Origin of the sequence: Archangium violaceum (genome assembly GCF_016887565.1) — a bacterium.
In the GTDB taxonomy this organism is placed as follows: Bacteria; Myxococcota; Myxococcia; order Myxococcales; family Myxococcaceae; genus Archangium; species Archangium violaceum_B.
The window spans coordinates 177,883-204,054 of record NZ_CP069396.1 but is presented as its reverse complement, the minus strand read 5'-3'; the positions used below and the strand labels follow the sequence as shown (position 1 = coordinate 204,054).

24 protein-coding genes are annotated in these 26,172 nt (G+C 67.7%); 11 read left to right on the top strand and 13 right to left on the bottom strand.

What is annotated here, in order from left to right; all coding sequences use genetic code 11:
- The first annotated feature begins 16 nt into the window (after positions 1-16).
- Both JRI60_RS00930 and JRI60_RS00925 read left to right on the top strand, forming a co-directional pair.
- Positions 17-619: a GrpB family protein gene (locus JRI60_RS00930; RefSeq protein WP_204223913.1), complete on the top strand. Its 603-nt coding sequence runs from the start codon at positions 17-19 to the stop codon at positions 617-619.
- 84 nt (positions 620-703) lie between these two features.
- Positions 704-1,366 carry a glutathione S-transferase family protein gene (locus tag JRI60_RS00925; protein ID WP_204223912.1) on the top strand — a complete coding sequence of 221 codons (663 nt, stop codon included), beginning with the start codon at positions 704-706 and terminating at the stop codon, positions 1,364-1,366.
- Positions 1,367-1,501: 135 nt separating this feature from the next.
- Here the strand turns inward: JRI60_RS00925 and JRI60_RS00920 are convergent, their stop codons facing one another.
- A complete protein-coding gene (locus JRI60_RS00920) occupies positions 1,502-1,978 on the bottom strand; it encodes a hypothetical protein (RefSeq protein WP_204223911.1) in 477 nt (158 codons plus the stop codon).
- 434 nt (positions 1,979-2,412) lie between these two features.
- Between JRI60_RS00920 and JRI60_RS00915 the strand changes: the two genes are divergently transcribed.
- Together JRI60_RS00915 and JRI60_RS00910 are read left to right on the top strand one after the other, a co-directional pair.
- Positions 2,413-3,105 (top strand): NADPH-dependent F420 reductase, encoded by a 693-nt coding sequence (locus tag JRI60_RS00915; protein ID WP_204223910.1) that lies wholly within the window; start codon positions 2,413-2,415, stop codon positions 3,103-3,105.
- 160 nt (positions 3,106-3,265) lie between these two features.
- On the top strand, positions 3,266-4,216 hold the full coding sequence (locus JRI60_RS00910) for an oxidoreductase (protein ID WP_204223909.1): 951 nt from the start codon (positions 3,266-3,268) through the stop codon (positions 4,214-4,216).
- Here JRI60_RS00910 and JRI60_RS00905 read toward each other — a convergent pair.
- Positions 4,206-4,970, bottom strand: a complete 765-nt coding sequence (locus JRI60_RS00905; protein WP_239470269.1) for a helix-turn-helix transcriptional regulator — start codon at positions 4,968-4,970, stop codon at positions 4,206-4,208. The two genes, JRI60_RS00910 and JRI60_RS00905, sit on opposite strands and share 11 nt — an antisense overlap.
- 567 nt (positions 4,971-5,537) lie before the next feature.
- Here JRI60_RS00905 and JRI60_RS00900 point away from each other — a divergent pair.
- Both JRI60_RS00900 and JRI60_RS00895 read left to right on the top strand, forming a co-directional pair.
- The gene (locus tag JRI60_RS00900; RefSeq protein WP_239470268.1) at positions 5,538-6,089 is read left to right on the top strand and encodes a hypothetical protein; all 552 of its coding nucleotides are present in this window, start codon (positions 5,538-5,540) and stop codon (positions 6,087-6,089) included.
- An 86-nt stretch (positions 6,090-6,175) separates the two neighbouring features.
- Complete coding sequence (locus JRI60_RS00895) at positions 6,176-6,976, top strand: hypothetical protein (RefSeq protein WP_204223907.1); 801 nt, start codon at positions 6,176-6,178, stop codon at positions 6,974-6,976.
- 317 nt (positions 6,977-7,293) lie between these two features.
- Here the strand turns inward: JRI60_RS00895 and JRI60_RS00890 are convergent, their stop codons facing one another.
- From JRI60_RS00890 to JRI60_RS00880, 3 genes are all read right to left on the bottom strand, one after another.
- Positions 7,294-7,953, bottom strand: coding sequence for a hypothetical protein (locus tag JRI60_RS00890; RefSeq protein ID WP_204223906.1), 660 nt, complete (start codon positions 7,951-7,953; stop codon positions 7,294-7,296).
- A 129-nt stretch (positions 7,954-8,082) separates the two neighbouring features.
- Positions 8,083-9,711 carry a cellulase family glycosylhydrolase gene (locus JRI60_RS00885; RefSeq protein WP_204223905.1) on the bottom strand — a complete coding sequence of 543 codons (1,629 nt, stop codon included), beginning with the start codon at positions 9,709-9,711 and terminating at the stop codon, positions 8,083-8,085.
- Positions 9,712-10,215: 504 nt separating this feature from the next.
- The gene (locus JRI60_RS00880) at positions 10,216-10,674 is read right to left on the bottom strand and encodes a hypothetical protein (RefSeq protein WP_204223904.1); all 459 of its coding nucleotides are present in this window, start codon (positions 10,672-10,674) and stop codon (positions 10,216-10,218) included.
- Positions 10,675-10,857: 183 nt separating this feature from the next.
- Between JRI60_RS00880 and JRI60_RS00875 the strand changes: the two genes are divergently transcribed.
- Positions 10,858-11,892, top strand: a complete 1,035-nt coding sequence (locus tag JRI60_RS00875) for an oxygenase MpaB family protein (RefSeq protein WP_204223903.1) — start codon at positions 10,858-10,860, stop codon at positions 11,890-11,892.
- Positions 11,893-12,030: 138 nt separating this feature from the next.
- On the top strand, positions 12,031-13,506 hold the full coding sequence (locus JRI60_RS00870; protein WP_204223902.1) for a hypothetical protein: 1,476 nt from the start codon (positions 12,031-12,033) through the stop codon (positions 13,504-13,506).
- A gap of 107 nt (positions 13,507-13,613) precedes the next feature.
- Here the strand turns inward: JRI60_RS00870 and JRI60_RS00865 are convergent, their stop codons facing one another.
- From JRI60_RS00865 to JRI60_RS00845, 5 genes are all read right to left on the bottom strand, one after another.
- On the bottom strand, positions 13,614-14,036 hold the full coding sequence (locus JRI60_RS00865) for a VOC family protein (protein ID WP_204223901.1): 423 nt from the start codon (positions 14,034-14,036) through the stop codon (positions 13,614-13,616).
- A gap of 347 nt (positions 14,037-14,383) precedes the next feature.
- Positions 14,384-15,046 carry a hypothetical protein gene (locus tag JRI60_RS00860; protein ID WP_204223900.1) on the bottom strand — a complete coding sequence of 221 codons (663 nt, stop codon included), beginning with the start codon at positions 15,044-15,046 and terminating at the stop codon, positions 14,384-14,386.
- A gap of 149 nt (positions 15,047-15,195) precedes the next feature.
- Entirely contained in the window at positions 15,196-16,098 is a 903-nt protein-coding gene (locus tag JRI60_RS00855) for a LysR family transcriptional regulator (protein WP_204223899.1), read from the bottom strand.
- Positions 16,099-16,329: 231 nt separating this feature from the next.
- Complete coding sequence (locus JRI60_RS00850) at positions 16,330-17,382, bottom strand: alpha/beta hydrolase (RefSeq protein ID WP_204223898.1); 1,053 nt, start codon at positions 17,380-17,382, stop codon at positions 16,330-16,332.
- A gap of 69 nt (positions 17,383-17,451) precedes the next feature.
- On the bottom strand, positions 17,452-18,102 hold the full coding sequence (locus JRI60_RS00845; RefSeq protein WP_239470267.1) for an arylesterase: 651 nt from the start codon (positions 18,100-18,102) through the stop codon (positions 17,452-17,454).
- A gap of 106 nt (positions 18,103-18,208) precedes the next feature.
- Between JRI60_RS00845 and JRI60_RS00840 the strand changes: the two genes are divergently transcribed.
- Both JRI60_RS00840 and JRI60_RS00835 read left to right on the top strand, forming a co-directional pair.
- Complete coding sequence (locus JRI60_RS00840; protein ID WP_239470266.1) at positions 18,209-18,919, top strand: ABC transporter ATP-binding protein; 711 nt, start codon at positions 18,209-18,211, stop codon at positions 18,917-18,919.
- Complete coding sequence (locus JRI60_RS00835; RefSeq protein WP_204223896.1) at positions 18,916-21,444, top strand: ABC transporter permease; 2,529 nt, start codon at positions 18,916-18,918, stop codon at positions 21,442-21,444. Before JRI60_RS00840 ends, JRI60_RS00835 begins: the two co-directional genes overlap by 4 nt.
- A gap of 25 nt (positions 21,445-21,469) precedes the next feature.
- Here the strand turns inward: JRI60_RS00835 and JRI60_RS00830 are convergent, their stop codons facing one another.
- The 3 genes from JRI60_RS00830 to JRI60_RS00820 form a co-directional block, all read right to left on the bottom strand.
- Positions 21,470-21,706, bottom strand: coding sequence for a hypothetical protein (locus JRI60_RS00830; protein WP_204223895.1), 237 nt, complete (start codon positions 21,704-21,706; stop codon positions 21,470-21,472).
- Positions 21,707-21,811: 105 nt separating this feature from the next.
- On the bottom strand, positions 21,812-25,210 hold the full coding sequence (locus JRI60_RS54285) for a diguanylate cyclase (protein WP_204223894.1): 3,399 nt from the start codon (positions 25,208-25,210) through the stop codon (positions 21,812-21,814).
- Positions 25,200-25,403 (bottom strand): hypothetical protein, encoded by a 204-nt coding sequence (locus tag JRI60_RS00820; RefSeq protein WP_204223893.1) that lies wholly within the window; start codon positions 25,401-25,403, stop codon positions 25,200-25,202. Before JRI60_RS00820 ends, JRI60_RS54285 begins: the two co-directional genes overlap by 11 nt.
- Positions 25,404-26,024: 621 nt before the next feature.
- Between JRI60_RS00820 and JRI60_RS00815 the strand changes: the two genes are divergently transcribed.
- Positions 26,025-26,165 (top strand): hypothetical protein, encoded by a 141-nt coding sequence (locus tag JRI60_RS00815; RefSeq protein WP_204223892.1) that lies wholly within the window; start codon positions 26,025-26,027, stop codon positions 26,163-26,165.
- The last annotated feature ends 7 nt before the right edge of the window (positions 26,166-26,172 follow it).

The window sequence follows — 26,172 nt, the reverse complement described above, 5'->3', positions numbered from 1 at the left end:
ACTACACTCGGTCGCCATGGCCAGCGCAGCGGAGATCGTCCGCAACCACGAGTACGACCCGAACGGCGTCGAGTACATCGTTCCCCCTCCGAAGAGCGAGCACATCGAGGTGGTGCCGTACGACCCATCATGGCCGGCTGCCTTCGCCGAGCTCGCCGCACGGCTCCGCGCCGCCCTCGGCGAGGTGGCGCTCTCGATCGAGCACGTCGGCTCCACCTCCGTTCCCGGCCTGCCGGCGAAGCCGATCATCGACATCGACCTCACGGTTCCCGACTCGCGAGACGAGGACGCCTACCGCCCGGCGCTCGAGGCGGCGGGCTTCCCGGTGCTGTTCCGCGAGCCGGTCTTCCACGAGCACCGGTTCGCCCGCAGTGACTCGCCGCCCGCGAACATCCACATCTGGAGCCCCGACTGCCCCGAGGCCATCCGGCACCGGATGCTGCGGGACTGGCTCATCGCGCATCCGGAGGACCGCGAGCTGTACGCCGCGGCGAAGTTCGCGTCGGCCGAGCAGATCAACGCGGAGGGCGGCGTGGTGATGGACTACAACCAGCGCAAGCAGCCGGTGATCCGCGACATCCTCGAGCGGATGTTCCGGGCGCACGGGCTCATCGACTGACCAGCCGTCGTCGCCGCTAGCATGAGCCGGTGAGCATCGTCGTCCTCCTCGACAGCGGGCGGGCACGGCATCAACAATGCTGGAATGCTCACGCTCTACGGCTTCGGCCGCGTCAACTCGAAGGTAGTGGGTCTCACGCGCGATTTGCGCGTCCTGTGGACACTCGAGGAGCTGGGCGTGCCCTACCGGGTGCACGGCCTGGATCATCCCGCGGGGGAACTCAGGAGCGAGGAGTACCAGCGGCTGAACCCCTTCTCCCAGGTGCCGGTACTCGAGGACGACGGCTTCGTGCTCACCGAGACGGGCGCGATCCTGCTGTACCTGGCGGAGAAGACGGGCAGATTGATACCCGCGGATCTCCAAGGCCGCGCCCAGGTGACGCGCTGGTGCTTCGCCGCGCTCAACACCCTGGAGCCCCCGCTGTTCCAGATCGTGATGATCGATCTGCTCGGCGCCGCCGATCCCACCGGCGCGCAGCGGCGTCCCGAGCTGGTGCAGTGGGCCGGGCGCGCGCTGACAGCGCTCGAGGACTGGCTTCGGGAGCGTCCGTATCTCACCGGCGAGGCGTTCACCGTGGCGGACATCCTGATGACCACGGTGCTGCGCGAGGTGCGCAACGCGGGCGTGCTCGACGGCTTCCCCCGGGTCTCCGCCTACCGCGAGCGCTGTGAGGCACGGCCCGCCTGGCGGCGGACGCTGGAGGCCTATGAGCAGCGCCTCGGGGCCCCGGCGGGCAGCGCGCGCTAGCCGCGTCTGGATTTCGGAGAAGTGGATGGGCGCCCGGGACCTGATTGCCGCGCCGGGAGCGCCACGTAACCGCTACCCGGTGACGTCGAGTCCAGGGGACGAGCCGCTGCTGCTGGTCCACGCGCAACTGCCGCCTCAGCCGACGTGGAGGACGTGGACGAACCCATCCCCCGCGGCGCTCGGGACGAAGTGGTCCACCGAGTCGTTCGGGCCATACCCGCTGTTCTCGACCTTCACCTGGGGGCCGACGGCGCGGAGCAGCTCTCGTGCCGTGGCTCCCACCGCCGTCTCCACGAGGGTCAGCTTCCGCAACTGGCCGAGTTTCGGCGCCGCGTGGAGCAGCGCGTCCGCGCCCGCATCGCCGAGCAGCCCGTAGGAGAGATCCACGCTCTCCAGGCGCGACAGCAGCGGTGCTTCCAGGAGCAGGCCGACGGCTTCGTCGGCGAACTCGCAGGCCTGGAGCCGAAGGTGCTTCAGCTTCGGGAAGCGCTCACCGGAGAAGAGCGGAGCCAGCTCGCGCGCGTCCACCTCGGCTCCGGATTTCGCGGAACCGAACCAGAGCGTGAGCGTCTCGAGCTCTGGCCAGTTCGCCTCGACGATGGCCCTTACCACCCCCAGAAGGTGTCAGACACCTCGTACAAACACCTCGTACAGCACGACCTCGCGCATGGCGAATGCCAGCCGGCCAGAAGGTGTCAGACACCTCGTACAGCACGACCTCGCGCATGGCGAATGCCAGCGGGCCCGCGGGGTCGGGTCGATTCGGATTGGCGGCGACGGAGCCCGGACGGCCCTGGTCGCGGGTTCCTTCCGCCGTGGAGGTGTCAAACACCTCGTACAGCCGGGCCGCCGTGGAGGTGTCAAACACCTCGTACAGGCGCCGTGGAGGTGTCCGTGGAGGTGTCAAACACCTCGTACAGCCGGGCCGCCGGAGCCGGAGCCGTTGGTCGGGTCGAGAATCCGGCACGCACCGCGCACCGCTCGTGGGGGTCGGGCATCAAACCGGCGCACGGAGTCATGGGAATCACTCCCAGGAGGATGGCGGCATGAAGATCGGAATCATCGGCGCTGGAATGATTGGTGGAACCCTCGCTCGACGCTGGACCCGACTCGGGCACGAGGTCTTCATCGCGAACTCTCGCGGGCCCGAGACGCTTGGAGAGCTCGCGGCGGAGACGGGCGCGAAGGCCGTCACCCGCGCCGAGGCGGCGCGGGCCGGCGAGGTCGTCGTCCTGACGATCCCCCAGAAGGCCGTCCTGGACCTGCCCAGGGATCTCTTCGCGAACGTGCCCAAGGACGTCGTCGTGATCGACACGGGCAACTACTACCCCATCCGCGACGGACAACTCGCGGAACTCGACGGCGGAATGGTCGAGAGCGAGTGGGTCGCGTCACGGCTCGGCCGCCCCGTCGTCAAGGCCTTCAATAACATCTACTTCAAGAGCCTGCTGGAGAAGGGCACGGCCAAGGGCACACCGGGGAGGACTGCGCTGCCGGTCGCGGGGGATCCGCCCGAAGCCCGGGCGAAGGTGATCCGGCTCGTGGACGAACTCGGGTTCGAGCCCGTCGATGCCGGCGGCCTCTCGGACTCGTGGCGCCAGCAGCCCGGTACCCCGGCCTACACCCAAGACCTCGATGAGGCGCGCCTGAAGCAGGCTCTCGCCCAGGCCGAGCGCCACCGCATCCCGGAGTACCGCAACGCCGCCAACGACTCCTTGAAGAAGTACCTCGCGACGTAGCTCGACGCTTCATCCCTCGCCCGGCGTGTCCGCCTCCGGGTCGAGGTTGTGCACCACGCGGCGCAGCAGCGCGATGAACGTCGCGCGCATCCTGGTGGTGCGGGACATAGGATGAATTCACGCTCTTTTCGCCCGGGCCACGCGACGTTAGGTGTTGGCCATGACAACGAAACAAGCCCCCATTCATTCTGGTTTTGGCGCGCGGACGACAGCGCGTGAGGTCATTGGCAGCCGCAGGCTCGATGGCCTCATCGCCGTGGTGACCGGCGGGTACGCGGGCGTTGGACTCGAAACCACGCGCGTGCTCTCGGCCGCGGGTGCGACGGTCATCGTTCCCGCCCGGACGCCCGACAAGGCGCGCACGGCGTTGGCGGGACTGGAGCGCGTGGAGCTCGAGCGTCTCGACTTGTTCGAGCCAGCCTCGATCGATTCCTTCGCCGCGCGATTCCTCGAGTCCGGCCGCCCCATCCACATGCTCGTGAACAACGCGGGCATCATGGCCACTCCGCTCGTGAGGGATGCCCGCGGCTTCGAGTCCCAGCTCGCGACCAACCACCTCGGCCACTTCCAGCTCACGGCACGCCTCTGGCCCGCGCTGCGAAAGGCGAACGGTGCACGCGTGGTCACCCTGTCGTCGCGAGGCCACCGCCGCGCCGCGATCGACTTCGAGGATCCGCACTTCGAGCGGCGCCCCTACGACAAGTGGGCCGCCTACGGCCAGTCGAAGACGGCGAATGCGCTCTTCGCGCTCGCGCTCGACGTGCGCGGAGAGCCGCATCGCATCCGCGCATTCTCCGTGCACCCCGGAGCCATCCTGACGGAGCTGGTGCGCTCGCTGTCGAACGAGGAGCTGCGCGCCATCCAGGCCGCGAACCCAGGCGACTTCTACAAAACCCTGGAACAGGGCGCGGCCACGAGCGTCTGGTGCGCGACGAGCCCTCAGCTCGACGGCATGGGCGGCGTGTATTGCGAGGACGTGGACCTCGCCGAACCGGTGCCCGCTGATTCCCCCGAGCAACGGGGGGTGAAGCCGTGGGCGAGGGATCCGGAGCTGGCCGAGCGCCTCTGGACGAAGAGCGAGGAGTGGACCGGCGTGAAGCTCACCCCGTGAGCCGGAACAGCTTGCGTGCGCGCGCCGTGCTCTCTCCGGGCCGCGGCGAATAGAGCGAGACGCGGAGCTCCCGGCCATCGGGCTCCGCGTGCGTGAGCGTGACGTGCTCGAATTCGATCACCCCCACCTCCGGGAAGACGAGCGCCTTGCGTCCCTCGGGAACCTGATCAATCACATCGTGCTCGCTCCAGAAGCGCGCGAACTCCGGGCTGACGCTCGCCAGCTCCGCCGCGAGCGCATCGAACTCCGCCCTGTCGGCGGCGCGCGCGGCGTCGAGGCGAAAGCCCGCCACGGACCTGCGCGCGGCGCTCTCCCAGTCCGGCATGAGCGCACGCCGCTCGGGCTGCGTGAACATCGACCACAGCCCATTGCGCCGCCCGACGGGAAGCTGTCCGTAATCCCCATAGACAATCGCCGCCGGTGCGTTCCATGCGAGCACGTCCCACCGCCTCGTCGAGACCAAAGCCGGATAGGGATGGGCATCGATGACCCGCTGGAGGGTGTCACTGACCGCCTCGGGAGCGCGCGTGGGACGGGCCGCCGGACGGCCGTGCGCCAGCTCGAAGAGGTGCGCCCGCTCCGTGGGCGTCAGGCGGAGCGCCTGGGCGAGGCGCTCGAGTAACGGCTCCGACACGTGGATGTCTCGTCCCTGCTCGAGCCACGTGTACCAACTCACGCCGACGTCCGCGAGAACGGCGACCTCCTCGCGGCGCAGGCCCGGCGTGCGCCGCCGGCTGCCGTCCGGCAAACCCACATCCGCCGGACGAACGCGCGCACGACGGCTGCGGAGGAATCGCGCGAGCTCGTCGCGCCGCGGAATACGTGGCCTCTCCGTCACGAAGCCACACTTTACTCGAAAGGCGGCACCTGGGGGGAGGAGCGCGAAGCTCCCGCGAGGCGAGAGAGGGCTGGCCCAAAGGAAGAAGGTGGGGAGGCTGGTGGACTGGAGGGGTGGCTTCTGGGAGCGGCGCTACTCAGCGAAGCCGGTGTTGGACGACACGGCGTTGGTGGGGCGACTGCGCTACGTGCTCGCCCACGGAGTGAAGGAAGGGCTGGTGGTTGCCGTGCTGGGAAGGACTGGGGGAGGAAATGACCTTGTAGTATTCGCACCGTGAGAAGCCCGTTGGCCATGAGAGAGCATGGAACCAGAACGCGGAGCACCTGGGGGCTGGCGGTTTTTCTCCTGGTGCTCGTGGAGGCACTCGGCGCTCAAGCGCAGCCGCCCTCCTTCACGCTTCCAGGCCGAAAACCAGACTCCCGGGAGTCCTGGGGCGCTTTCCTTGGCAAGGCCGCACATGTGGCCATTAGCAGGGAGTACAGCGTGCGGCATCCCACCAACCGCGTCTTCCTCGATCCCGCCAGTCTCTCCAGAATTGTGAAGGAGGGGAATTTGGGGAACCCCAAGCGTCTTTCGGAATTCGTGAGGCTCTTGCGCCCGGACATCACTGATACCCACGCACTCGTGTTGTTCGAAATCAAGCCAGACGATGAGGAGTCGCGCGGGGAAGGCAGAGAACAGGCGAGGCGCTATCTGACGGCCCTCAATGAGGCCGTCGACCCTGACAAGCAGCTCAAGGGGGGCAGCGACTTCGAGGGGTCCCTCTTCCTCGAATTCGAGAACGGGGGAGCACTCTGGCAGTTGTCCTGGCGCACGCCAGAGCCCGGAGTGACGCTGTACCGCTGGAGCTACCGGCGCAAGAAACCCAATGCATCCTGGAAGGAGCGGGCGGCCCAGAAAGAAGAGGCGTTGCCCAGGGAAGAAGTAGAACAGCGCGGTGAGCTGGCCGAGCAGGCCATCCAGACTGCCTATGACAAGGGCGAACGTCCCGAGGGATTCCAGGGCCAGGTCTACCTACCTGGGGATTGCAATTGAACGGGCGGAAGGTATGTGCTGCCCTCGGAGCGGCGAAGGGCTTGGCGCTCAAGGAGCATCTGACCGCTATGGTGGGGCGAGAAGCCATGACCCAGGAACAGTCCACGGTGCTCGAGTTTCCAGCGTGGCTCCACGGCACCACCGCCGCCATCCTCCGCAAGGCGAGAGCCGAGGGCAAGTGGTGGGCCCGGAAGTACCTCGAGACCGGTGCCTTTCCCCAGTCTCGGCAACTGCTCCCGGTGCAGCCCGGTGAGGTCCTGGTGATGCACGCGGGGGCCGAATTCGGCGCGCCTCACTCCTGCTGGCGGATGCACCTGTTCGCCGAGGTCTTCACCCACTTGGACGAATGTGTCCCGGAGGAGGCGCACCAACGCACGGAGGAGGCCTTTGAGTCCTTCTGCCTGAGCACTCCCTGGGGGGCACTCCATCATGCCGTGTCTCCGCTGCCCCCGTGGAGCGCTGAGCGCATGGCGGTCCGGCTCGCCTCGGTGCTGCGCTTCTGGGACGCGCTCCAGGGCCCCCGCTACGCGTTCTGGTCGTTCGATGACAACTACACGCTGGAAGGGCTCATGGAGGATCGCTGGCGCAAGACGCTGGAGGCCTGGTGTCCCGGAGGCCCCCCCCCGGTCCGCGAGCACCTGGCGCTGACGGTGGAGCGCATGGCTCGCGCGACCCGGGAGGATTGTCTGGAGGCCGTGCTCCGGGTGATTCCCGCCGTGGTGGAGGTGAACCGCGACTTGAAGAACCGCGACGTGCTCCGTGACCCGGGGTTCCTGCGTGAGCGCCTCGGCACGCTTTCCTCGAAGAAGTTCGAGTCGCTCTCCAGCGCCTGCAAATACGCGGTGAACGGGCAGTTGTACGCTTGGGACAGGGAGTTGGGACGGTAGGCTGCTCGTGCGGCTGTGAGCCGCATCATCTCCAGGCGCAGGCCCGCCAGGTTCTCGATGGGCTGGATGAGCGGCACGAGCGGCGCTAGAGCAGCTGCCCGCCACCGGAGTACCGCGTCGCGAGCCCCATCCGGCGGCGAGTGGTCCCGTCCGCTTTCCCCACGCGCGGTGGACGCCGGGCAACCCAGAAGGGGAGGAGTCCCTCTCGCGCGGCCAGGTGCTATCCCAGGCCCTGCTCGCGCTCTGGCGCGCGGGAAGCCCACCGTTCTGGCGTCATCGGGCCCAGCATCCCCGGTGGGAGAGGAGAGAGGCGCACGTCAGTGCGCGGCCCGTTCGGCCTCCGCCTGCTTCTCCTCCCGCCGCTGGTACTTCGGCTTGCGCACCTCGGCGGGGTCGGGCGGCTGGGTGTGCGCGCACTGCAGGAGCGACGGAGGATCGAAGCAGTCGATCCGGAAGTCGTTCTTCTCGCACCGGCCGCGAGGGGTCGCCGCGCACTTCACCTCCGTGCGGTTGTTCTTGCAGTCATAGCCGCACTCGATGACCGTCGACGCCGTGAGGCACGTGGGCCGTGGAATCTCCGAGCCGAGCTCGTGGATGGCGGTCTCCGACGGGTCCCAGCACTTCAGCTCGCCGAAGTGCTCCCGGCACACGCCATAGGGCGTCCGCGCACAGGCCACCTTCCCCTTCGCCACCAGGCAGTTGAAACCACAGGCCGCCTCGGTGCCGACGGCCTTGCACTCGGGACGCAGGCCCTCGTCGGGAGGGTGATGGATGGCCGAGGGCGGAGGATCGAAGCAGTACACCTGGCCCTGGAACATGGCGCACGTCCCATAGGGCGTACTGGCGCAGCGGGCGTCGTCGACGCTGGTCTGGCAGGAGTAGCCACAGGCCGTCTTCCCGTTGACGTACACACACGAGACGGGCGGAACCGAGGGCGTGGAGGCGAGGAGGGTGATGCCGAGGATCGTGAGGAGCATGGGTGGCACGGAAGCGAGGATGTGACGGTCCGCGACGCAGGGCAGGCCCGTTTATTCAATTTCGCTTCGGACACTCTTCCCCGCGGGCCGGGAGGGACCCCACCTCGACCCTCCCAGCCACGGGCTCCATCAGTTGACAGTGCAGGTCACGGTTGGCGAGGTGTTGGAACCGGAATACGCCGCCTGGAATCCGAAGGTCGTGCTGCTCCCTGGCTGGATGACACCGTTGTAGTTCATGTTCCGCGCCGTCACGCTCGCGCCGGATTGGGTCGGCGTGGCGTTCCACATGTTGGTGATCTGCTGGTTGCCACCGAAGGTCCAGCTGATCGTCCAGCCCTTGGTCGCGGTGTTCCCGGTGTTCTTCACCGTCACGGTGGCGCCGAAGCCGGTGCCCCACTGGCTATCGAGCTGGTAGGTCGCCGTGCAGCCACCGGTTTCTCCCCCGGAGGACTGGGTCGTCGCGGAAACGGTGTTGGACGCATCGCTCACGTTCCCAGCGGCATCACGCGCATACACCTTGTAGCTGTAGGCCGTGTTCGCCGAGAGCCCCGTGTCCGTGTACGACAGCATGCTGCTGGGGAGCGTCGCCACTCGGGAGGACCCGCGGTAGACATCGTAGCCGGTCACCGCGACGTTGTCCGTCGAGGCGCTCCACGCGAGCGACACGCTGCTCGACGTCGTACCCGCCGCCGCCAGGTTGCCGGGCGCGGTCGGGCGCTGCGTATCACCACCACCTCCCCCAAACACCGAGGCCTCGACGGAGGTGGCCTCGAGGCCATTGGCACTCGTGATGAGCCAGTTACCCCAGTCCGTGCGGCTGGCCGGGTTGAAGTTGGTGACCATGTCGAGGTATTCGACGCCACCTCCGTTGCCGCTCCACGACCAGCCGATGTAGCCGAGACCCTGCGACGTGGTGTACTCCGCGAGCGTCACCTCATCCGGATCTCCGTCGGAGTGGTACCACCCGAACTCGCCGACGAGGATGGGCAGGCCACGGCTGGTAAACGAGTCGAGGTAGCCCTTGACCTTCGCTGGGGTGTTGTAGACGCCGTACATGTGGATGCTGAAGATGGAATTGCGCAGCGGGTCGGCCTCCCAGATCGTCTGGGCGTTGTCCCGCATGGTGTTGGACCAGTCCTGCCCCCAGTTCGGCCCGTCAATCATCAAGGTGTGCGTCAGCCCGGCACTCCGCAGGCGCTGGATTGCATCGATGGTCTCCGCGACCCAGGGCGTGTAGTTGGTGTTGCCATACGGCTCATTGCCGATGTTGATGATGACGTAGGCCTCCTGGCCAACGAGCGCACTGCGGATGCTCAGCCAGTAGTCGACGGCCTGAGCGAGGCTGGAGGCGCCAACCACCTCCCCATACCCGGTCGTGTCGTGGTTCTCGAGCACGCAGACGAGCCGGTTCTGCTTGCAGAGCGAGATGACGTTCGCCACGTCGCTGACCGGCCACCGGCCACCGCTCAGCACGACGCGGACGCTGTTGGCCCCCGCCACCTTGATGTCGGCGAACGCACTGGTCCTCTGCGGGTACCACGCGTGCGGGTGGCTGATACCGCGGATGATGAAGTCGTTGCCGTTCGCGTCGAGGAGCCGGCCGTTGGCGATATGGAAGCCGCCGTCAGCGGCATGGGCGGCATTGGGCACGAGGACGGAGAGCGCAGCGGTCAGCACCGCGGTGGTCGCGGTGGTGAGGAGCCTTCGCCACCAGAACCAGGCACTACGGGTATCAGCGTGGTGAGTCTGTCGGGACATGAGGTGTCTCCAGAAGTGAGTGATCGAGGCGGATCCACGACTTCGGTCGATGGAGCGCGAGGCCCGGTGAATGGGCGCGGTCCAACCCCTTGCGCGATGGCGGTTTCTGAATCAGTCCGTGGCCATGCCCAACCGAGACAATTCCCAGCGGCAGGACAAGAGGGGAGGAGCGAATCGTAACGTTGTCATTTTCGGCCGACAGAAAGATTTCAACCCGATGGCAACGGGACAGAGCGCGCGGACACAAGAGGGGAAGGAATGAATCGTAACGTTGTCATTCCTGGTTACAGTAACTGCAATCAGATTGCGAAGGAATTCGGGCGAAACCGTCTCTTCCGGAGAATGTTGAATACAGGACGGTTCTTCGTCGGGGTCGTGGTCCTCCACGCAGCGCTTCAGTCGCCGTGGCGCCTCGCTCGGCTCCAATTCGCCAGGGAAGGTAGCAGACAAATCGTCTGACACCCTTTTCGCGGGAGCCCACGACGGCCAGGGGCTCGCGAGCGGTCAGCAGAAGAGGCGGAACCCGCAGTCGCTCTGCAGGGTGGGGTCGCAGGACCAGCTCTCGGACAGCTGGTGCACCTCGAGGACGGCGCCCTCGACCGTGGGTCCCATGCACACGTACGACTCACGCCAGGTCCTGGTGACCGTACAGTCGTTGTAGTTGACACAAACCCAGCACACCGGAAAGCCTTGCGCGGTCCAGGTCCCGAGGACCTGCCTCTCCGAGGAGGTCGTGGTGTATTCACGCGTCCACTCGTGACACTCGTCATCCTCGAGGGGCATGTCCACGGGCGACCGTTGGGTGGCGAGGGAGCTCGGCTCGTTCGAGGGCATGTCCTCCTCACCGGGGCCGCACGCCACGAGCCACAGCGGGAGCAGGGCACACAGCCACGGGGAGGACGAAGCGGACTTGAACACGGGCATGGTCTCTTCCTGGGTGGAGGCGAGCTCTCGGCTCGACATGCCCGTCCGTCGCCCGAGGGATTTTTCGTGGGAATTCTTTTTTCGTTCCCCTGGACCCGGGCTCGGCGGGAGAGACCCCGGGGCAGAAATGCGCAAGGGACAGGACGTGTGGTAGTCCACCCCATGAGATAGGCCGCTCAGGCACCCGGCGGCTGCCGTGACAAGCGCGATGGAGGCGGAGTCGTGGGAACGCAGGTGAACCCGAAGCGGTGGTCGCCATCGCCGGAAGTGGAGCAGCAGATCAGCCAGGACCGCGAGCACTTCCGCAAGTGTCTCGACTACCTGCGGGAGCACGCGGCTGGCGAGCTCGAGGGCATTTACGGCCCCGACAGCATGACCTGGTTGATCTATCGCGAGCCGGTGATCCTCCTCGGCGGACTGCGCGCCATCCTGCTGCAGATCGCCCATCCGGCGGTGGCTCACGGCGTATCCCAGAACAGCAACTTCCGGGGTGACCTGCTCGGCCGTGCGCGACGCACCTATACGGCGATGTACCAGCTCGTCTTCGGTGGCCTCCGCGAGGCGACGGGCGCCGCGAAGCGGGTCCACAGCCTCCACAGCCGCGTCTACGGCTCACTTCCGGCCGGCGCCGGCCCGCGGGGCGACGGCCACTATCGCGCGAACGATCCCGCGCTGCAGCGTTGGGTGCTCGCCACCCTCATCGACGGCGCCATCCAGGTCTTCGAGACATTCGTGCGGCCGCTCAGCATCGAGGAGAAGCGCCGTTACTATCAGGAGACGCTGCTCGCCGCGGCGCAATTCGGGCTCCTGCCGGAGCAGGTGTCGCCCACGCTCGAGACCTTCTACGAGTGGTATGACCAGCAGCTGGCGGGGGATACGCTGCGCACGGGAGACACGGCGCTCGAGTTGGCCAGCCTGCTCTTCAATTCGCCATTCACCCGGGGACAGCTCGATGAGTTGCTCACCGCCGGCCTCCTGCCGGAGCGCTGGCGCGAGGCGTACGGACTGGCCTGGGGACCGGGAGAGCAGCGCGCGTGGAAGCTCCTGAAGGGCACGATGCGCCGGGCAATCAACCTCACCCCGCCGACGCTCCGCTCCGTCACGGCCTGGCATCAGGCTCAGATGCGGCTGGCCCAGGCTCGAGGAGAGCGGCCGACGGTCATGGCCCGGGTGCTGAACACCATCGACTCCTACATCGACGTGCCTTTCAGCATCCGGCCGGTCGCGGTGAAGGTCCCAGTGGACGACAAGGATTGAGAAACCCTTCCGTTCGGGCATAGGGCTCGTTGCGAGACTCCTTTGCCCTCGGAAGCGGGATGCGTTGCCCACTTGGGGGCGCTCACGGGTCCAACTGTTCGTCCGGCGCCTCCTCGCGCCGCGCGAAAGGGAAACTCCGTGGGCCACGAGCGTTTCAATCGGGTGTGTCGGGTGGCGATCGCCGCCGCCATGTTGAGTGCGTGTGAGGGGCCCGCGGGCTCCGAAGCGGACGAGGCGCCGCAGTCGGATCGCACCGGCATCGGAATGGTTCCCCCGCCTCCTTCCCCCCAGCCCTCCACGGCTCCCGCTCCCGTGGATCCCTTCCGCTCGCTGATCGTGACGGAGAAGAGCATCCTGTCCCGGTTCAACGGGCGGCGGGTGTTCACCCGGCTGGTCGCCGACAACGGCGGGACGGGCTTCACCGCCGACCAGCTCTTCCGCCAGCTCTGGGACACGCAGAACCCGGCGCCCGGGCAGGCGGACCTGCCGGGCATGCCGCACTGCACCGACAACGGCAACACGCTCAACGGCTTCCCCTACGTGTGCCGCCCGAGCGAGGGCGGACAGGCGCGGCTCGGGTCCGTCATCAACCTGGACAGCTATGGGGCGGTGGGCCTCTACAACCGCTTCGACCTGGCGGCCGCGGACGGCTCCGACTGCGGCCAATACCGCATCGTCCTGGCGAAGCTGCCCTTCAATCCCGGCATGCGGAACTTCATCAACTTCGAGTCGGTCCTGCCCAACCCGCACCCCGAGCTGGGGCTCGAGGGCTGCCGGCCCGTGGCCGAGTTCTGGAGCGGGCTGTCCTCCGTGTCGGACCCCCTGGCGCGCGCCGACAAGCTGGAGTCCTTCTACTTCTCGGGGCTGCCGGGCTTCGAGCCGGTGGTGGGCATGAACCTGTACGGCAACAACCCGAGGAGCCTCGGGCAGGTGCGCACCAACCAGTTCTTCCGGGGCGGGCCGGACGCGCCTCCGGTGCCGTGGATGCTGCGTGAGTTCAAGCTGGTGAGGGATTGCACCTCGCGGGCCGCGTGCACGCTCGCGTTCGTCCCGGCGACGGTGAAGACGAACCCCTTCGGAGGGCTGTTCAACCCCGCGTCCACCGACTCCCGCGCCTCCGCCTTCCAGAGCCACTTCGTCACCCAGGTGGCGAGCCTGGCCCTCGATGACCTCGACCGCTTCAACTACTCGGTGCCGGATACCTTCAACGCCGCCCAGGATGATGCCCAGACCCCGGGCGGGGCGGATGACTACCTCGCCCGGTTCGGCCCCGGCCCCAGCGCCTTCCACCAGGCCATCGGCCAGGAGCTCGCCCGAGTGGGCAGCTCGCTGACGCCTCGGGATGTCGTGGCCCGCGCCCAGGCCCTCTCTTGCGGCGGCTGCCACCAGCGCAACAGCGGCAGGCCCGTGGGCGGTGGCCTGACGTGGCCCGCGTCGGCGAACTTCGTCCACAGCACCGAGACCGATGACCCGGCGGACTCCGGCCGCTACGCCATCTCCCCGGCGCTCCGCGACCAGTTCCTGCCCTTCCGCAAGACGGTGCTGGAGCGCTTCCTGGCGGGCTCCGGGTCCGCTCGGACCACCGCGCCCGCGCGGGTCGATGTCACCTGGTAACGCCACGCCAGCCCCAGCGTCAGGGCCCCCATCACGACGGCGCCGAGGACGCACGCTCCGTTGAAGACCCAGACGCTGGCGGCGCCAATGGCCAGCGGGAACGTGCGTCAGGCCTTCTTGACCTTGGCGCTGTTGAACATCCAGTTGATGCCGAACTCGTCGGAAACCACGCCGAACAGCTCACCCCAGGGGGCGTCGATGAGTGGCTGGATGGCCTTGCCGTTCGTCGCCAGCGCGTCGAAGCATTGCCGGGCCTGGTCGGGATCATCGAACTGGAGGGCGATGCTCACGTTCCCGCTCCGTGGCGGCAGCTCCTCGTCGGAGCCGTCGCTCATCATCAGCAGCGCGTCGCCCACGCGCAGGGCCGCGTGCATGACCCGGCTCTTCATCGCCACGGGACAACTCTGGTCGACGTCTCCGAACCGCTGGAGTGCCTCCGTTTTCGCGCCGAGGGCACGCTGGTAGAAGGCGATGGCCTGCTCGGCCCTGCCATTGAGGATGAAGTAGGGGGTCGCTGCTTTGATCGTCATGACGGCTCCTTCTCGGTTGAGCGTTGGACGGTGGGACCGGCTCGAGCTCATCGGCCCTCCCGTCGATTTCCGGGAGCCTCTAGCGGACTGTCCACGAATTTCTTGGACATGGTCGGCAGAGATTCCAGCCGTGTTGAGAGGAACACCTTCCGGTCGCAGTCGGCCCGAACTGGTCCGACCATCGGACCAGTTGCTCGAAATCGCGCCCGGAAGCCGGCTCTCGGAGCGTCAGGAGGGTCGAGATGGGGCAAGGAGACATGCCCCAACGGCCCCGGGCTGTGCCCGAGGCGCTCGGGCGGGGCATGTGGATGCCGCGCTGGACGGCCCGTGCCCCCAGGCAGGGTGTGTCAGCGGAGGGCAACCGGAGACCGCACCGCGAAGATCAGGTCGTCGTGGTCGTCGTAGTTGCCGCTGCTGCAGATGGACGGGGGGCTATTGGTGTTGTTGGAGTCGACGAAGCGGAAGTTGGCGCGCACGGCCTGCACACCGCCCGCGGGCAGGGTGTACGTGACGGCGAAGGTGTTGAGGCCACTGCGGTCCGGCGTGTACGTGCCGAGGTACGTCCACGATGGGTTCTCGACGCTCGCCGTGTAGTACAGGTCCAGCTTGTCCTGCACGAGCGAATAGGCATACACGGTCGCCTCCAGCTTCACCGTCTTGCCCGCGGCCAGGGCCGAGCCGTCCGGGGTGCTCACCGAGAGGTGCTCGATGGCCCGCTTCACGAAGTAGCCACCCCAGGTGCCGTCCGCGCAGCTCGCCTCGAGCGTGTTGGGCCCGTTCGCCTCGGGCACCGCGTCCGAGCGGCCGTTGAGCAGCGAGCCCGAATCACAATTCGCACCCGCGTCGGCGCAGAAAGGCGCCTGGTACGTCGTGTCGAAGGTCGCGGTGGTGAGCGTCACCACGCCGTCCTCGTTCACCCCGAGGCCCTCCTCCAAGGTCAGCGCGTCTCCGCCACAAGCGGCGAGGGCATAGGACAGCGAAAGAATGGCAATGAGCAGGTTCTGGCGCATGTGAGACTTCCTCCATCAACAGTGAGCACGGCGTGGGTACGACCCGTCCCGAGGTGTTCGGGCCGGCTTGATGAGGAAGAAGTACTGCGTCTGTTGTTACGACGAAACTGGCATAATCTCGGTCGAAACGTTCGAGAAAATCGGCATGTCTACTCCGAGCGCTGCCCCTGGAAACGGGAGATGAGCCAGGAAGCGGCCGGCCCCGGCGGAGAGTCCGTCCGGTAGATGGCGTGGAAGCCGTAGGACCCGCCCCTGAAGTCGGGCATGTCGAGGTGGACGAGGCGTCCAGACTCGAGGTCTTCGCGCACCATCGGGATGGGCATGTTCCCCCACCCGATTCCTTCCCTCAGCAGCATGTGCTTGGAGCCGAGATCGGCCAGCCGCCACGTCCGGGGGCTCAGGACCGCGATGTCCTTGCCTTGCGTGAGCGTCGAGCGGTCCGTCAGCACGAGTTGCACATGCGCCCGCCCGGCGCCCGGCTGATTCCGCTTCGCCCGCGCCAGCGGGTGCTCCGGTGCCGCCACGGGAATCATCTCCACGCTGCCCACCGAGATACGTTCGATTCCGCCGATGCCCGCGTCGAGCGGTCCGCTGACACCGAGCGTGGCCGCGCCATCGAGCACCCGCTGCGTCACCGCGCCGAGCGCCTCCATGTACAGGTGCAGCGACACCGTCGGAAACTCCTTGCGGAAGGACGTGAGCGCGTCGACCACGCGCGACGCCGGCAGCATCACGTCGAGCGCGACGCGGAGCTCCGCCTCGAGTCCCCGCAGAAGCCCCTTCACCTTGGCGCGCAGCCCGTCCACGCCATTGGAGATGGTGCGCGCCTCCGCCAGCACCGTGCGCCCCGCCTCGGTCAGCCGCGGCTTCCGGGTCGACTCGCGGTCGAAGAGAGAGACGCCGAGCTGCGCCTCCAGGTTGGCGATCGTGTAGCTGATGACCGACGTGGCCCGCTTCAGCTGGCGTGCCGCCCCGGCGAAGCTGCCCACCTCCACCACCGTCAGGAATACTCGCAACTGGTCAAGGGTCGGCGTACCGGGCTCGGAGGACATATCGATTCTCTCGAACTTTTCGACCCAACCTATCCCCATTTCGCCGGCAGCGGTTGCACGAACGACCCCTCCTCGGCCCCTTGCCAGTCATTGAAGGATGGATGAGTGATATCGTCAGGTGAAATCTGGAGATTGTCCGGTCCCCCAGCGCCTGAGGCAGTAACGAAGGCGGAACCGAAGAAGGAGCGGACGCGGCGACTGGACTTTCCGTCTGATGCTTCTGCAGAGCGGCTAGGGCGAGGCCGCTCCGGCCACCGGCGGGGCACGCACCTTGCCCACCACCTCGAGGATGGCGGCGCTCGTCTGGCGGGCATGTGCCTCATCCGTGAGCAACGAGAGGTGGTTGGCCTCGGGGATGAGACGGTACTCGCCACGGGAGGAGAGCGAGACCAGCTCGCGGTGCAGGGCCTGGAACGCCGGAACGAGTTCCTCCGCCCCCGCGGCCGACCCCGCGCTCACCACCAGCAGGGGCCGCTCACCGAGTCCCCGCGTGGCACGCACCTGGGCCGCGGAGTCGTCCCAGGCCCGCATCTCGGCGGAGGCGGCCTCCAGGTTCCGGGTCGTGGCGGAGAAGGCCTCCACCTCCGCGAAGGCCCGCTCGGGCAGCCCCCGCCCGATCGCGGCGAAGAGACCCGTGGCGCGCACCAGGCCCACGTGGATGAGCGCGGGCGCGAGGTCCATCACCTTCATGCCCAACTCGAACTGCTTCCGGGCGGACTCCGGCAGCCGCTGCATCTGGTCCGGGTGCGAGGCATCCAGCAGCACCATGCCGGCGACCTCTCCCGGATGACGGTCCGCGTAGAGGCGTACGAAGAGCCCGCCCAGCGAGTGCCCCACCAGGACGAAGGGACCCCGCTCACCCGCGTTCGCCAGCAGCGTGTGGAGCTGCTCGGCGACGTGCGCCGCGTCGCGAGGCCCTGGAGCCAGCTCGCTCCAGGCCGTCCCCGCCCGATCGTACGAGCAGACGCGCGTGGACTTCGCCACCTCCGGCTGCACCCAGGCCCAGCCCGAGGACATGGCGTTGGCGCCCGTCTCCAACACCACGGTGGGGCTCCCCTCCCCCGTGCAGTTCAGGTGCAGGCGGTAGCCGCCCACGTCCACCATCCGTCCCGGCGGGGGGAAGTCGTGCGCATCCGCCGCCGCGGACACGGCCTGGTACACCGAGCCGACAACCAACAAGACAGCCAGACCGAGGCCCATCCACAGCAAGCGGCGCGGCCAGCGTCGGCGCGGGCGGGCCTGGGACGAGGAGGAAGGGGTGGAGGTGTCGGGCGAGGCACTCATCCCGCACACTCTACGCATCCAGGTGCCGGAACACCCCCCACCCCGCCGCCGACGTGGCCGCTCTCCTGCCTACTTCAGCAGCGGAGCCAGCGCGGGCCAGACGTGATCTCGCAGCTTGGGCTGCACGGCGGCGATGGGGTGGATGTTGTCGGCCTGGAAGGCGTTGCGGTCCAGCGCGATGGGCTCCAGCAGGAACGGGAGCAGGGCCACCTGATGCGCCTCGGCCACCGCGCGGTAGTTGGCCGTGAAGCCCTCCGTGTAGGCCTTCCCCAGGTTGGGCGGCATGCGCATGCCCACCAGCAGCACCCGCGCCCCGGAGGATTTGGCCGCGCTCACCATCTTCTCCAGGTTGGCCCGGGTCTGCTTGAGCGGCAGGCCCCGCAGGCCGTCGTTGCCCCCCAGGGCGATGACCACCACCTCCGGCCGGTTGCGCGCCAGCTCTCCCCCTATCCGCGAGGCGCCCCCCGCGGTTGTCTCACCACTCACACTGGCATTCACCACCCGCCACCCAGGCGCCTGTTTGGCCATGCGCTCGGCCGTCAGCGCCACCCAGCCTTCCTCCGGCGCGATCCCGTAGGCGGCGGACAGCGAGTCTCCCATCACCAACACCGTCCGCACGGGTGCGGCCGTCGCGGCTGGCTCCGCCAGAGCGGGCAGCGACACCGCCAGCGTCAGCACCAGGCAGCCGAGCACACCGCGGGCCCAAGTGCGCTCCCTCATGTATCGTTGACTCATTCGCTGCGACTCCTCCGGCTCGCCATTACAAGCCTGCTCCGCGAGCAGACACTCCCCTGACGAAGACACCACTATGCCCCACGACATCGCGATGCACACCCCAGTCCAGCCCGACCCCCAGCGGTTGGCCCTGCAGGTGTCGGAACTGGGCAAACGGGTGCCACTGCCGTCCGGAGCGCTCACCATCCTCGAGGGGGTGGGCTTCTCCATCTCCCATGGCGACACCGTGGCCATCGTCGGGGCCTCCGGCTCGGGAAAGAGCACGCTGCTGTCGCTGATGGCCGGGCTGGACACGCCCACTTCCGGCAGCGTGCTGTTGGATGGCGAGCCGCTGTCCGCCCTGGACGAGGACGGACGTGCGCGCGTGCGCGGCGAGAAGGTGGGTTTCGTCTTCCAGAGCTTCCAGCTGCTCCCCTCGCTGACGGCACTGGAGAACGTGATGCTCCCGCTCGAGCTGCGCGGAGACGCGGACGTGGAGACTCCCGCCCGGGCCATCCTCGGCAAGGTGGGGCTGGGGGAGCGGCTCGGCCACTACCCGCGCCAGCTGTCGGGGGGAGAGCAGCAGCGCGTGGCCCTGGCGCGCGCCTTCGTCACCCGGCCGGCGGTGCTCTTCGCCGACGAGCCCACCGGCAACCTCGACACGAACACCGGCCAGTCCATCGTCGAGCTGCTGTTCTCGCTCAACGCGGAGGCGGGAACCACCCTGGTGCTCGTCACCCATGACGAGCGGCTCGCGGCGCGCTGCGGGCGGCGGCTGCGGCTCGACGGCGGCCGACTGGTGGCCGAGGAGCGGCAGTCATGAGGCTGCTCGGGATGGCCTGGCGCCAGCTGCGCCGTGACTTCGCCTCCGGAGACCTCCGCATCCTCTTCTCCGCACTGGTGCTCGCGGTGTTGGCGGTGACGGCCATTGGCTTCGTGACCGACCGGGCCGAGCGCGCGCTCGCCCTGGAGGCCAACCGGCTGCTCGGGGGTGATGCGGTGGTGATCGGCGACACCCCACTCGACGGGGTGGTGCGCGAGGCGGCGGGGGCCCCCGGGCTGCGAAGCACCCAGACGCAGGAGCTGTCCAGCATGGTCCGGGTCGGCGACGCGGACGATGAGCGGCTCAAGTTCGGAGATGTCCGCGCGCTCGGCGAGGGCTTTCCCCTGCGGGGCCGCTTCCGCATCGTGGAGACGGTGGACGGCCCGGAGCATGACGCCGACGGCATCCCCGAGCGGGGCAGCGTGTGGATGAGCCGCGCCGGCGCGGACTCGTTGGGCGCCCGGTTGGGGGACATGATTGGCATTGGCGAGTCGCGGCTGCGGCTCACCGCGCTGGTGGTGCAGGAGCCGGACGCGGCGCTCGACTACTTCAACATCGCGCCCCGGGTGTTCCTCAACCTCGCCGACCTGCCCGCGACGGGGCTGGTGCAGGAGGGCAGCCGGCTGCGCTACCGCCTGGTGGTCGCCGGAGAGCCGACCGCGGTGGAGCGCTTCGTGCGCACCGCGCGCCAGGGGCTCGTGCGCGGCCAGCGCCTGGAGACGGTGCAGGACGCGCGGCCGGAGATGCGCTCCGCGCTCGACCGGGCCGACCGTTTCCTGAGCCTGGCGGCGCTGGTGTCGGTGGTGCTGGCGGCGGTGGCCGTGGCCATGGCCGCGCGCCGGCACAGCGAGCGGCACCTGTCGAGCACCGCGGTGATGCGGTGTCTGGGCGCGAGCCAGCGCACGCTGGTGGCCACCCACGGTGGCGAGCTGCTGCTCGTCGGGCTCATCGCGAGCTCCCTCGGCGTGCTGATCGCCTTCGTCCTCCAGTGGCTGGTGGGCAACTGGCTCTCCGAGGCGCTGAAGCTGTCCATCCCGGCGGCGGGCTGGGTGCCCGCGGTGCAGGGGTATGGGGTGGGCCTGGTGGTGCTGCTGACCTTCGGAGCACCCCCCATCCTCGCGCTGCGCCGGGTGCCCGCGCTGCGCGTGTTGCGCAGGGACCTCGACCGCACCGAGCCGAGCTCCTGGCTGGTGGGGTTCTTGGGCGTGCTGGGGCTGGCCGCGCTGCTGTGGTGGAAGGCCGGCTCGGCGGGGCTGGCGTCCGCGATGCTCCTCGGCATCATCGCCACGCTGGGAGTGCTGGCCGCACTGGCGTGGGGGCTCATCGCCGTGGTGCGGCGGCTGCGCTCGCGGCTGCGCGGGAGCCTGCGCTACGGACTGGCCAACGTGAGCCGGCGGGCGGCCACCAGCGTCGCGCAGGTGACGGCGCTCGGCCTGGGGCTGATGGCGTTGCTGCTGCTCACCTTCGTGCGCACCGACCTGCTCGACCGCTGGCAGGTGTCACTCGCCCAGGAGGCGCCCAACCGCTTCATCCTCAACGTGCAGGAGGACCAGATGGAGCCGGTGCGTGCCTTCATGGCCGAGCAGGGGTTGTCCGCGCCAGACCTCTTCCCCATGGTCCGCGGCCGACTGGTGGCGCACAACGGCGAGCCGGTGAAGGCGGCGCCCGACACGGGTGACGCCGGCTCCGAGGAGGAGCGTCGCAGGCAGCGGCGCACGGATCGCGAGTACAACCTCTCCACGGCCGACACGCTTCGCGAGGACAACCGCATCACCGCCGGCACGTTCTGGGGCCCACGGCGCCCGGAGAAGCCGGAGCTCTCGGTGGAGGAGGGCTTCGCCAAATCGATGGGCTGGAAGCTCGGCGACCGCGTGGCCTTCGACATCGCGGGCCAGCGGCTCGAGGCCACCGTCACCAGCCTGCGCGAGGTGGAGTGGGAGAGCTTCCGGCCGAACTTCATCGTGCTGGTCTCGCCGGGCGCACTCGTGGGCTATGCGGCCAGCTACATCACCGCGGTGCACGTGCCCGCCGAGCGCACGCGCTTCACCGCGGAGCTGGTGGCGCGCCATCCCAACCTCTCGGTGGTGGATATCGACGCGCTGCTGAAGCAGGTGCGCGCCACGGCGGACCAGGTCTCCACCGTGGTGGAGGTGGTGTTCTACTTCTCGCTGCTCGCGGGCTTGCTGGTGTTGATGGCCGCGGTCAGCGCCAGCCAGGACGAGCGGCTGCTGGAGGGAGGGGTGATGCGGGTGCTGGGCGGCAGCCGCCGGCAGCTGCGGCTCGCCCAGGCCTCGGAGTTCGCGGCCATTGGCCTGCTGTCGGGCCTCACCGCGGCGTGCGCGGCCTCCGTCCTGGCCGGGGTCATCGCCACGCAGGTGTTCAACCTGCCGTGGCAGGCGGACTGGCGGCTGGTGTTGGTGGGTGGCGGGCTGGGGGTGCTGGCGGCGGTGAGCGCGGGGATGTTCGCCACCCGGCGAGTGCTGGACGCGCCGCCCTCGGTGACGCTGCGGGAGTTGCAGGGCTGAGCATATGACTCCACCAGGAGTGCGCTCACGGTTCCAGCACGTTGTTCCAGGCCGCATCCCCCGCGACCCACTGTGTGACCCAATCATTGAGCGCCACACCGGTGGTGCTGGTGAGGGTCTCGAGTCCGCCCAGGAAAGTGTGTTGCGTCCCCCGCTTCAGGAGGTACCGCGCGTTGGCCCGCCCGTCGTAGGACGACGAGAGCAGTTGGAGCGTCAGCCCTGAGTAGGTATCGGCGGGATACGCGAAGAAGGTGCGGAGCACGGCGTCCCGGTCCCAGGCGAGCAGCCCGAACCTCGAGCCTGGTGGAACTACCGTAATCGTGACTGCGGGTGCGGCTGCCGGGTTCCAGCAGCCTCCATTACAGGCTCATGAATGTTGCTGGCGTATAGCTGCGAGCTCTCGTACACGAGCCACGAGCGGCTTGCCATGATCCGCGTAGGGCAGGAGCTCCAGGGGAAGCCCCTGCAGCCGAGCGCGCATGCGGTCGCGTTCGGTCTCACGCACAAGCACATAGTGCGGGCCCCCAGCGCCCCGGAACGTCTCCTCTAGCCATCGGAGTTGATCCCCGAAGCTCGTGTCCTCGAAACTGAAGCCGACGAAGAGCAGCGTGTGCGATGCGAGCAGGTGACGCAGCGAGGTAAGCGCGGCCTCGTAGTGAACGCCTCCCGCGTCGCTCGCTGGATAAAGACGGCTGTAACCGTCGGGCGTGAGGATCAGGTTCGCTGCGTTCGCGATTGTGCCATGCAGATGCCAGATCGTTGGGTGGTCGAGTTCATTGCGCAGGAGTTTCACGAACTCTGCGGGTGCCTGGATGTCCCATAAGCGTAGGTCATCCCTATCAGGACTCGACCAGAACAGGACGCGATCATAGTTCGTCGTGATCACGAGCTTGCTGCCGAGCTCCCAGATGGCACGCGGCAACTCAAGGCTCTCTTCTAGCGCGCGGCCACGGGGCGGATCGAACATCTCGCCAAGCACCTTGTACCAGGTTGGGCCAAGACCCTCGCGTGCGGTGCGGGCGGCATCGAGGTGATTCGGCACCTTCTTCGACAACGCGCCCCGCACCGCCATCGCGTCGCCGGTGAGCCCTTCCGCGTCCAACCGCTGCGCTGTCAATCCGAGTAGAGCCCCCCAGCTCGGGAAGAGGCGCTCGCCCGGCCGTGTCGCGTCCATCACCGCCATCGACACACCAGCGCCAACGAAGGGGATGACGCGCCCGGTGACGAGCGCCGCACGTAGTGCGGCGGGAATGAGCGGGGTCGTCAGCGCGGTAATGGATGGAGACGAAGTAGCCTGCCCAGCCATCGTCGGGCCTTGCGAAGACGGAGGACTCAAGTGGGGCGGAGTTGCATGGACAATAGAGTTCGTCGTCACGGTGGTGGACGGGGACACTGTCGCTGATGCCGCCAAGGTGGCCGTGAGCCCGGCGGATACGGTCGATTGCCGTTCAGACGTAGGACTCGACGTGGGCACAGCCGTGGATGATGGGAGGTTCTTATCGGTGACAGCTTTGATGGCCTCAAAGAAGAGCCGGGCTCGTGTGTCGAAGGGAACACGGATCGAGGCCTTGTGGTTGGAGGTAACGCCCCTGACGCGAGCCTCGGCCCCCTTGGGTCCCGGCCAGAGTCCCTCGGCTAGGAATACCTCTATCCGCCCGCAGCTCTCGCACGTCCGTGCAGCCACGACCGGCGCGAGGCACAGTGGAGCACGACCCGGGACGAGGAGATAGCACCAATCGCGAGCCAGACGCGCTTCAAGGCTCTCGTGGCCGATGGGGAAATGTTCGGTAGCTCCCTGGTGGCCGTAGAGCGCATAACGCACGTTGTCGTCATCCGTCTCCAGCGATTCGATCTCGGCCACGCTGACGAGTCGTGCCTGCTTGAGCGGCTCCAGCAGCTTGAGGAATTCATCGAGCAGCTTCCCGAATACCTCTTCCTGCTCGCGATATGCATCATCGGACAGGGTAATGCCGTGGCCGATGAGCCGATCCCGCTCGTGGACAGCTTCGTGTACCCGCTCCGACAGCGCGGAGCGTTGACCATCGGGGCGCACCAGGTTCCGCAGCGCGCCCATCACGGGCTCGCTCGATGGCGTAGGAAGGAGCGCGGCGAGCCGAATGGCCAGTTCCTCCCATGTACCCAGCGTGAGCGGCCGGCCGGTATGACTGGCGAGCAGACCCGCAGCCTCATTACGAGCCTCCGCGTGCTCGCCTTCGCGCAACAAAGCGAATTCCAGGGCCACCACGAAGCGTAGCGATGACTCCAGCGCATCCACGATGGCCTTGAGTCGGGTGAACGCCGTGCGCTGGGCGAGCACGAGCGCACGCGGTGCGGCCAGGGGAAAGGGTAGATCGGAACGAGCATCCTGCAAGACTGCGCGCCCCGCGTCATCGAGGAGCTGGACCGCGAGACGATCCAGGCAACGCTCTCCAGTAGCCACGACAGCGTCCGGAGGGAGGACCGCTGTGCGCAACGAGCGCGTCAGCCTCCCGCTAGCGGCATCCGGAACAGGTCGCGCAGTCCACGCAGTCCTGACAGCATCGACCACGGTATGGGCTCGGTCCTCATGCCCCCTCACTTCGAGGGCAGCGAGGACGTAGCGGTCCCGCCAGCTTCCCAGGAGATCCACGGGGCCGATGGCTTTTTCGACTTCCTGCTCCAACTCGAAAGTCCATGCCTCGAAGCCCGATGAGCCCAGGAACTCGATTATGGTGCGCTCGTCCGCCACCTCGAAGGCCAACACGGGACCCGGAGGAGACCTGCCGAGGTTGCGTCGCACAAGTGCCATTCCGTCAATGGGCCGACGGGGTAGCCGGGTTATTGTCGTGAGCGCATCCGACGAGCCCGGCTTCAGCGAGGCGGGAGGAGCCGGAAGCGGTGTGCTCGAACCAACAACCCGGTTACGTCCGCCCTTCTTGGCTTTGTAGAGGTTGGCGTCCGCCACCTTGATGAGTTGCAGGGGCTCCAACGTGTCTGGCGTCATATCCGCCATCCCCATCGAAAGGGTGACCGGAATCTCCTGGTTCTCGAAGGCAAAGTGCTTCTCCTCGATGGACCGGCGGATCTTCTCCGCGAAGATGCGCGCCTTCTCGCCCCCGTCCTCGGGGATGACGACTGCGAACTCCTCGCCGCCGTAGCGCGCAAAGCACTGCTCCTTGCGCACCAGCCGCTTGATGGTCTGCGCCAGCTCGCGCAGCACGTAGTCACCCGCCAAGTGCCCGTGCACATCGTTGATTCGTTGGAAGAAGTCGATGTCGAACATCGCCAGCGTCAACGGCCGCCCGTAGCGGTGGCAGCGCACCATCTCCCGCTCTAGGTGCTCAAGGAAGTAGCGCTTGTTGTTCACCCCGGTCAGGCCATCCACGATCGTCAGCGTGTAGATGGTCTCGTGGTACTGCAGCTCCACGTTGTCGCCGGTGAGGAACTTGAAGATGGAGCCGCCCACCTTGATGAGGTCCCCACTACGCAGCGGCGTCTCCTGCGTCACCTCCTGGTCGTTCAGGTAGGTGCCGTTGGTGGACCCCAGGTCCTGCACGAACATCCTCCCCTGCCTGCGGAGGATGCGCGCGTGCTTGCGCGAGACGTTGTCGAGGTCCACCACGATGCGGTTGCCCTCTTCACGCCCGATGGTGAACTCGCTCTCCTGGAGCGTGTACTTCTTCCCCAACTCCGGCCCGTGAATCTGCACGATGCAGCATTCCGTCTCGACCGGGGCGAGTTCCTTGACCGAGGAGACCTTGGTTACTCGGGTGTCGTCACCTGCCATCAGCGACTCCCTGGGTCACCGGTGCTGCGGCTTTCGCAGCCACGTTAAAACGAGCGGCGCGAAGGCTGATTGTCGCATCCTTGGGAGCGCTCGTCGCCAGCGACTCCCCAGTGGCCTCAATTAGCGCCTCCACCCCGATCCTTTGTGCAAGGGAATGCGACTGCTGGTCGCTGGCAACCACCTCACCGGTCATGCATTCTCCTGCTCTGCTCTCTGGTTCGGCCATTCGTGGCGATTATGCCTGCTCTGAACGGGGCGAAGAAAGGGCCCGGCCCGGCTCCCTCAAATGGGGCTGAGATCGGAAGAGGGGTGCGCGCTGCTGATGACAGCAGCGAGGGATGAGCCGAAGAGGGCGCGGACGCCGTGGCTGACCAAGCCGGTCTGCTACGGAGGACGGAGAATGGTGGATATCATGGAGGCCCCAGACGCGCGGCATCTCCGTGACGCATAAGAGGAATGGAGGCCCTGTTGAGAGGGAGGGACGGTACAGAGGGGCCGAGGAGGGCCGCTGACAGGTGCCACCCAGGTTGTGCGCGGGGCCGAAGTACAGGCCGTGCAGCCCCTTGGGACACACGCCAGCCCAGCGGTACGAGGTGTTTGAACCTTCGCCGCCCGAACCACGAGGTAGGATACGTGTCTGCCAAGTACGCCGGGAACCGCTTGAAGTCCGTCGTTGCAGTGGGTGCAGGCGACCGGGACGGTCACGCCCCAGCAGCATCCGCTGCATCGACGATGCGCGCTGCGAAGAGGTGCGGTACTTCAAGCCCGAGGACGGCCAGCCGGAGAGGGTGGGCCAGACCGGATCGTCTACGGTATGAGCATCGACCCGACGAGAGCGAGGGGCACGAACATTGTTCGCCCCTGGGGCTGGACGTTGGCCCTCGTCGTCTCCGAGGATCTCAAAGAGGCCATCGAGCGCGAGGGCCTCACCGGCACACGCATCACCGTGGCTTGAAGCTACC

Coding starts and splice junctions, on each gene's coding strand:
- JRI60_RS00930 (WP_204223913.1), top strand. CDS start 17: ATGGCCAGCGCAGCGGAGATCGTCCGCAACCACGAGTACGACCCGAAC.
- JRI60_RS00925 (WP_204223912.1), top strand. CDS start 704: ATGCTCACGCTCTACGGCTTCGGCCGCGTCAACTCGAAGGTAGTGGGT.
- JRI60_RS00915 (WP_204223910.1), top strand. CDS start 2,413: ATGAAGATCGGAATCATCGGCGCTGGAATGATTGGTGGAACCCTCGCT.
- JRI60_RS00910 (WP_204223909.1), top strand. CDS start 3,266: ATGACAACGAAACAAGCCCCCATTCATTCTGGTTTTGGCGCGCGGACG.
- JRI60_RS00895 (WP_204223907.1), top strand. CDS start 6,176: ATGACCCAGGAACAGTCCACGGTGCTCGAGTTTCCAGCGTGGCTCCAC.
- JRI60_RS00890 (WP_204223906.1), bottom strand. CDS start 7,953: ATGCTCCTCACGATCCTCGGCATCACCCTCCTCGCCTCCACGCCCTCG.
- JRI60_RS00885 (WP_204223905.1), bottom strand. CDS start 9,711: ATGTCCCGACAGACTCACCACGCTGATACCCGTAGTGCCTGGTTCTGG.
- JRI60_RS00880 (WP_204223904.1), bottom strand. CDS start 10,674: ATGTCGAGCCGAGAGCTCGCCTCCACCCAGGAAGAGACCATGCCCGTG.
- JRI60_RS00865 (WP_204223901.1), bottom strand. CDS start 14,036: ATGACGATCAAAGCAGCGACCCCCTACTTCATCCTCAATGGCAGGGCC.
- JRI60_RS00860 (WP_204223900.1), bottom strand. CDS start 15,046: ATGCGCCAGAACCTGCTCATTGCCATTCTTTCGCTGTCCTATGCCCTC.
- JRI60_RS00855 (WP_204223899.1), bottom strand. CDS start 16,098: ATGTCCTCCGAGCCCGGTACGCCGACCCTTGACCAGTTGCGAGTATTC.
- JRI60_RS00850 (WP_204223898.1), bottom strand. CDS start 17,382: ATGAGTGCCTCGCCCGACACCTCCACCCCTTCCTCCTCGTCCCAGGCC.
- JRI60_RS00845 (WP_239470267.1), bottom strand. CDS start 18,102: ATGAGGGAGCGCACTTGGGCCCGCGGTGTGCTCGGCTGCCTGGTGCTG.
- JRI60_RS00840 (WP_239470266.1), top strand. CDS start 18,209: ATGCACACCCCAGTCCAGCCCGACCCCCAGCGGTTGGCCCTGCAGGTG.
- JRI60_RS00835 (WP_204223896.1), top strand. CDS start 18,916: ATGAGGCTGCTCGGGATGGCCTGGCGCCAGCTGCGCCGTGACTTCGCC.
- JRI60_RS54285 (WP_204223894.1), bottom strand. CDS start 25,210: ATGGCAGGTGACGACACCCGAGTAACCAAGGTCTCCTCGGTCAAGGAA.
- JRI60_RS00820 (WP_204223893.1), bottom strand. CDS start 25,403: ATGACCGGTGAGGTGGTTGCCAGCGACCAGCAGTCGCATTCCCTTGCA.
- JRI60_RS00815 (WP_204223892.1), top strand. CDS start 26,025: ATGAGCATCGACCCGACGAGAGCGAGGGGCACGAACATTGTTCGCCCC.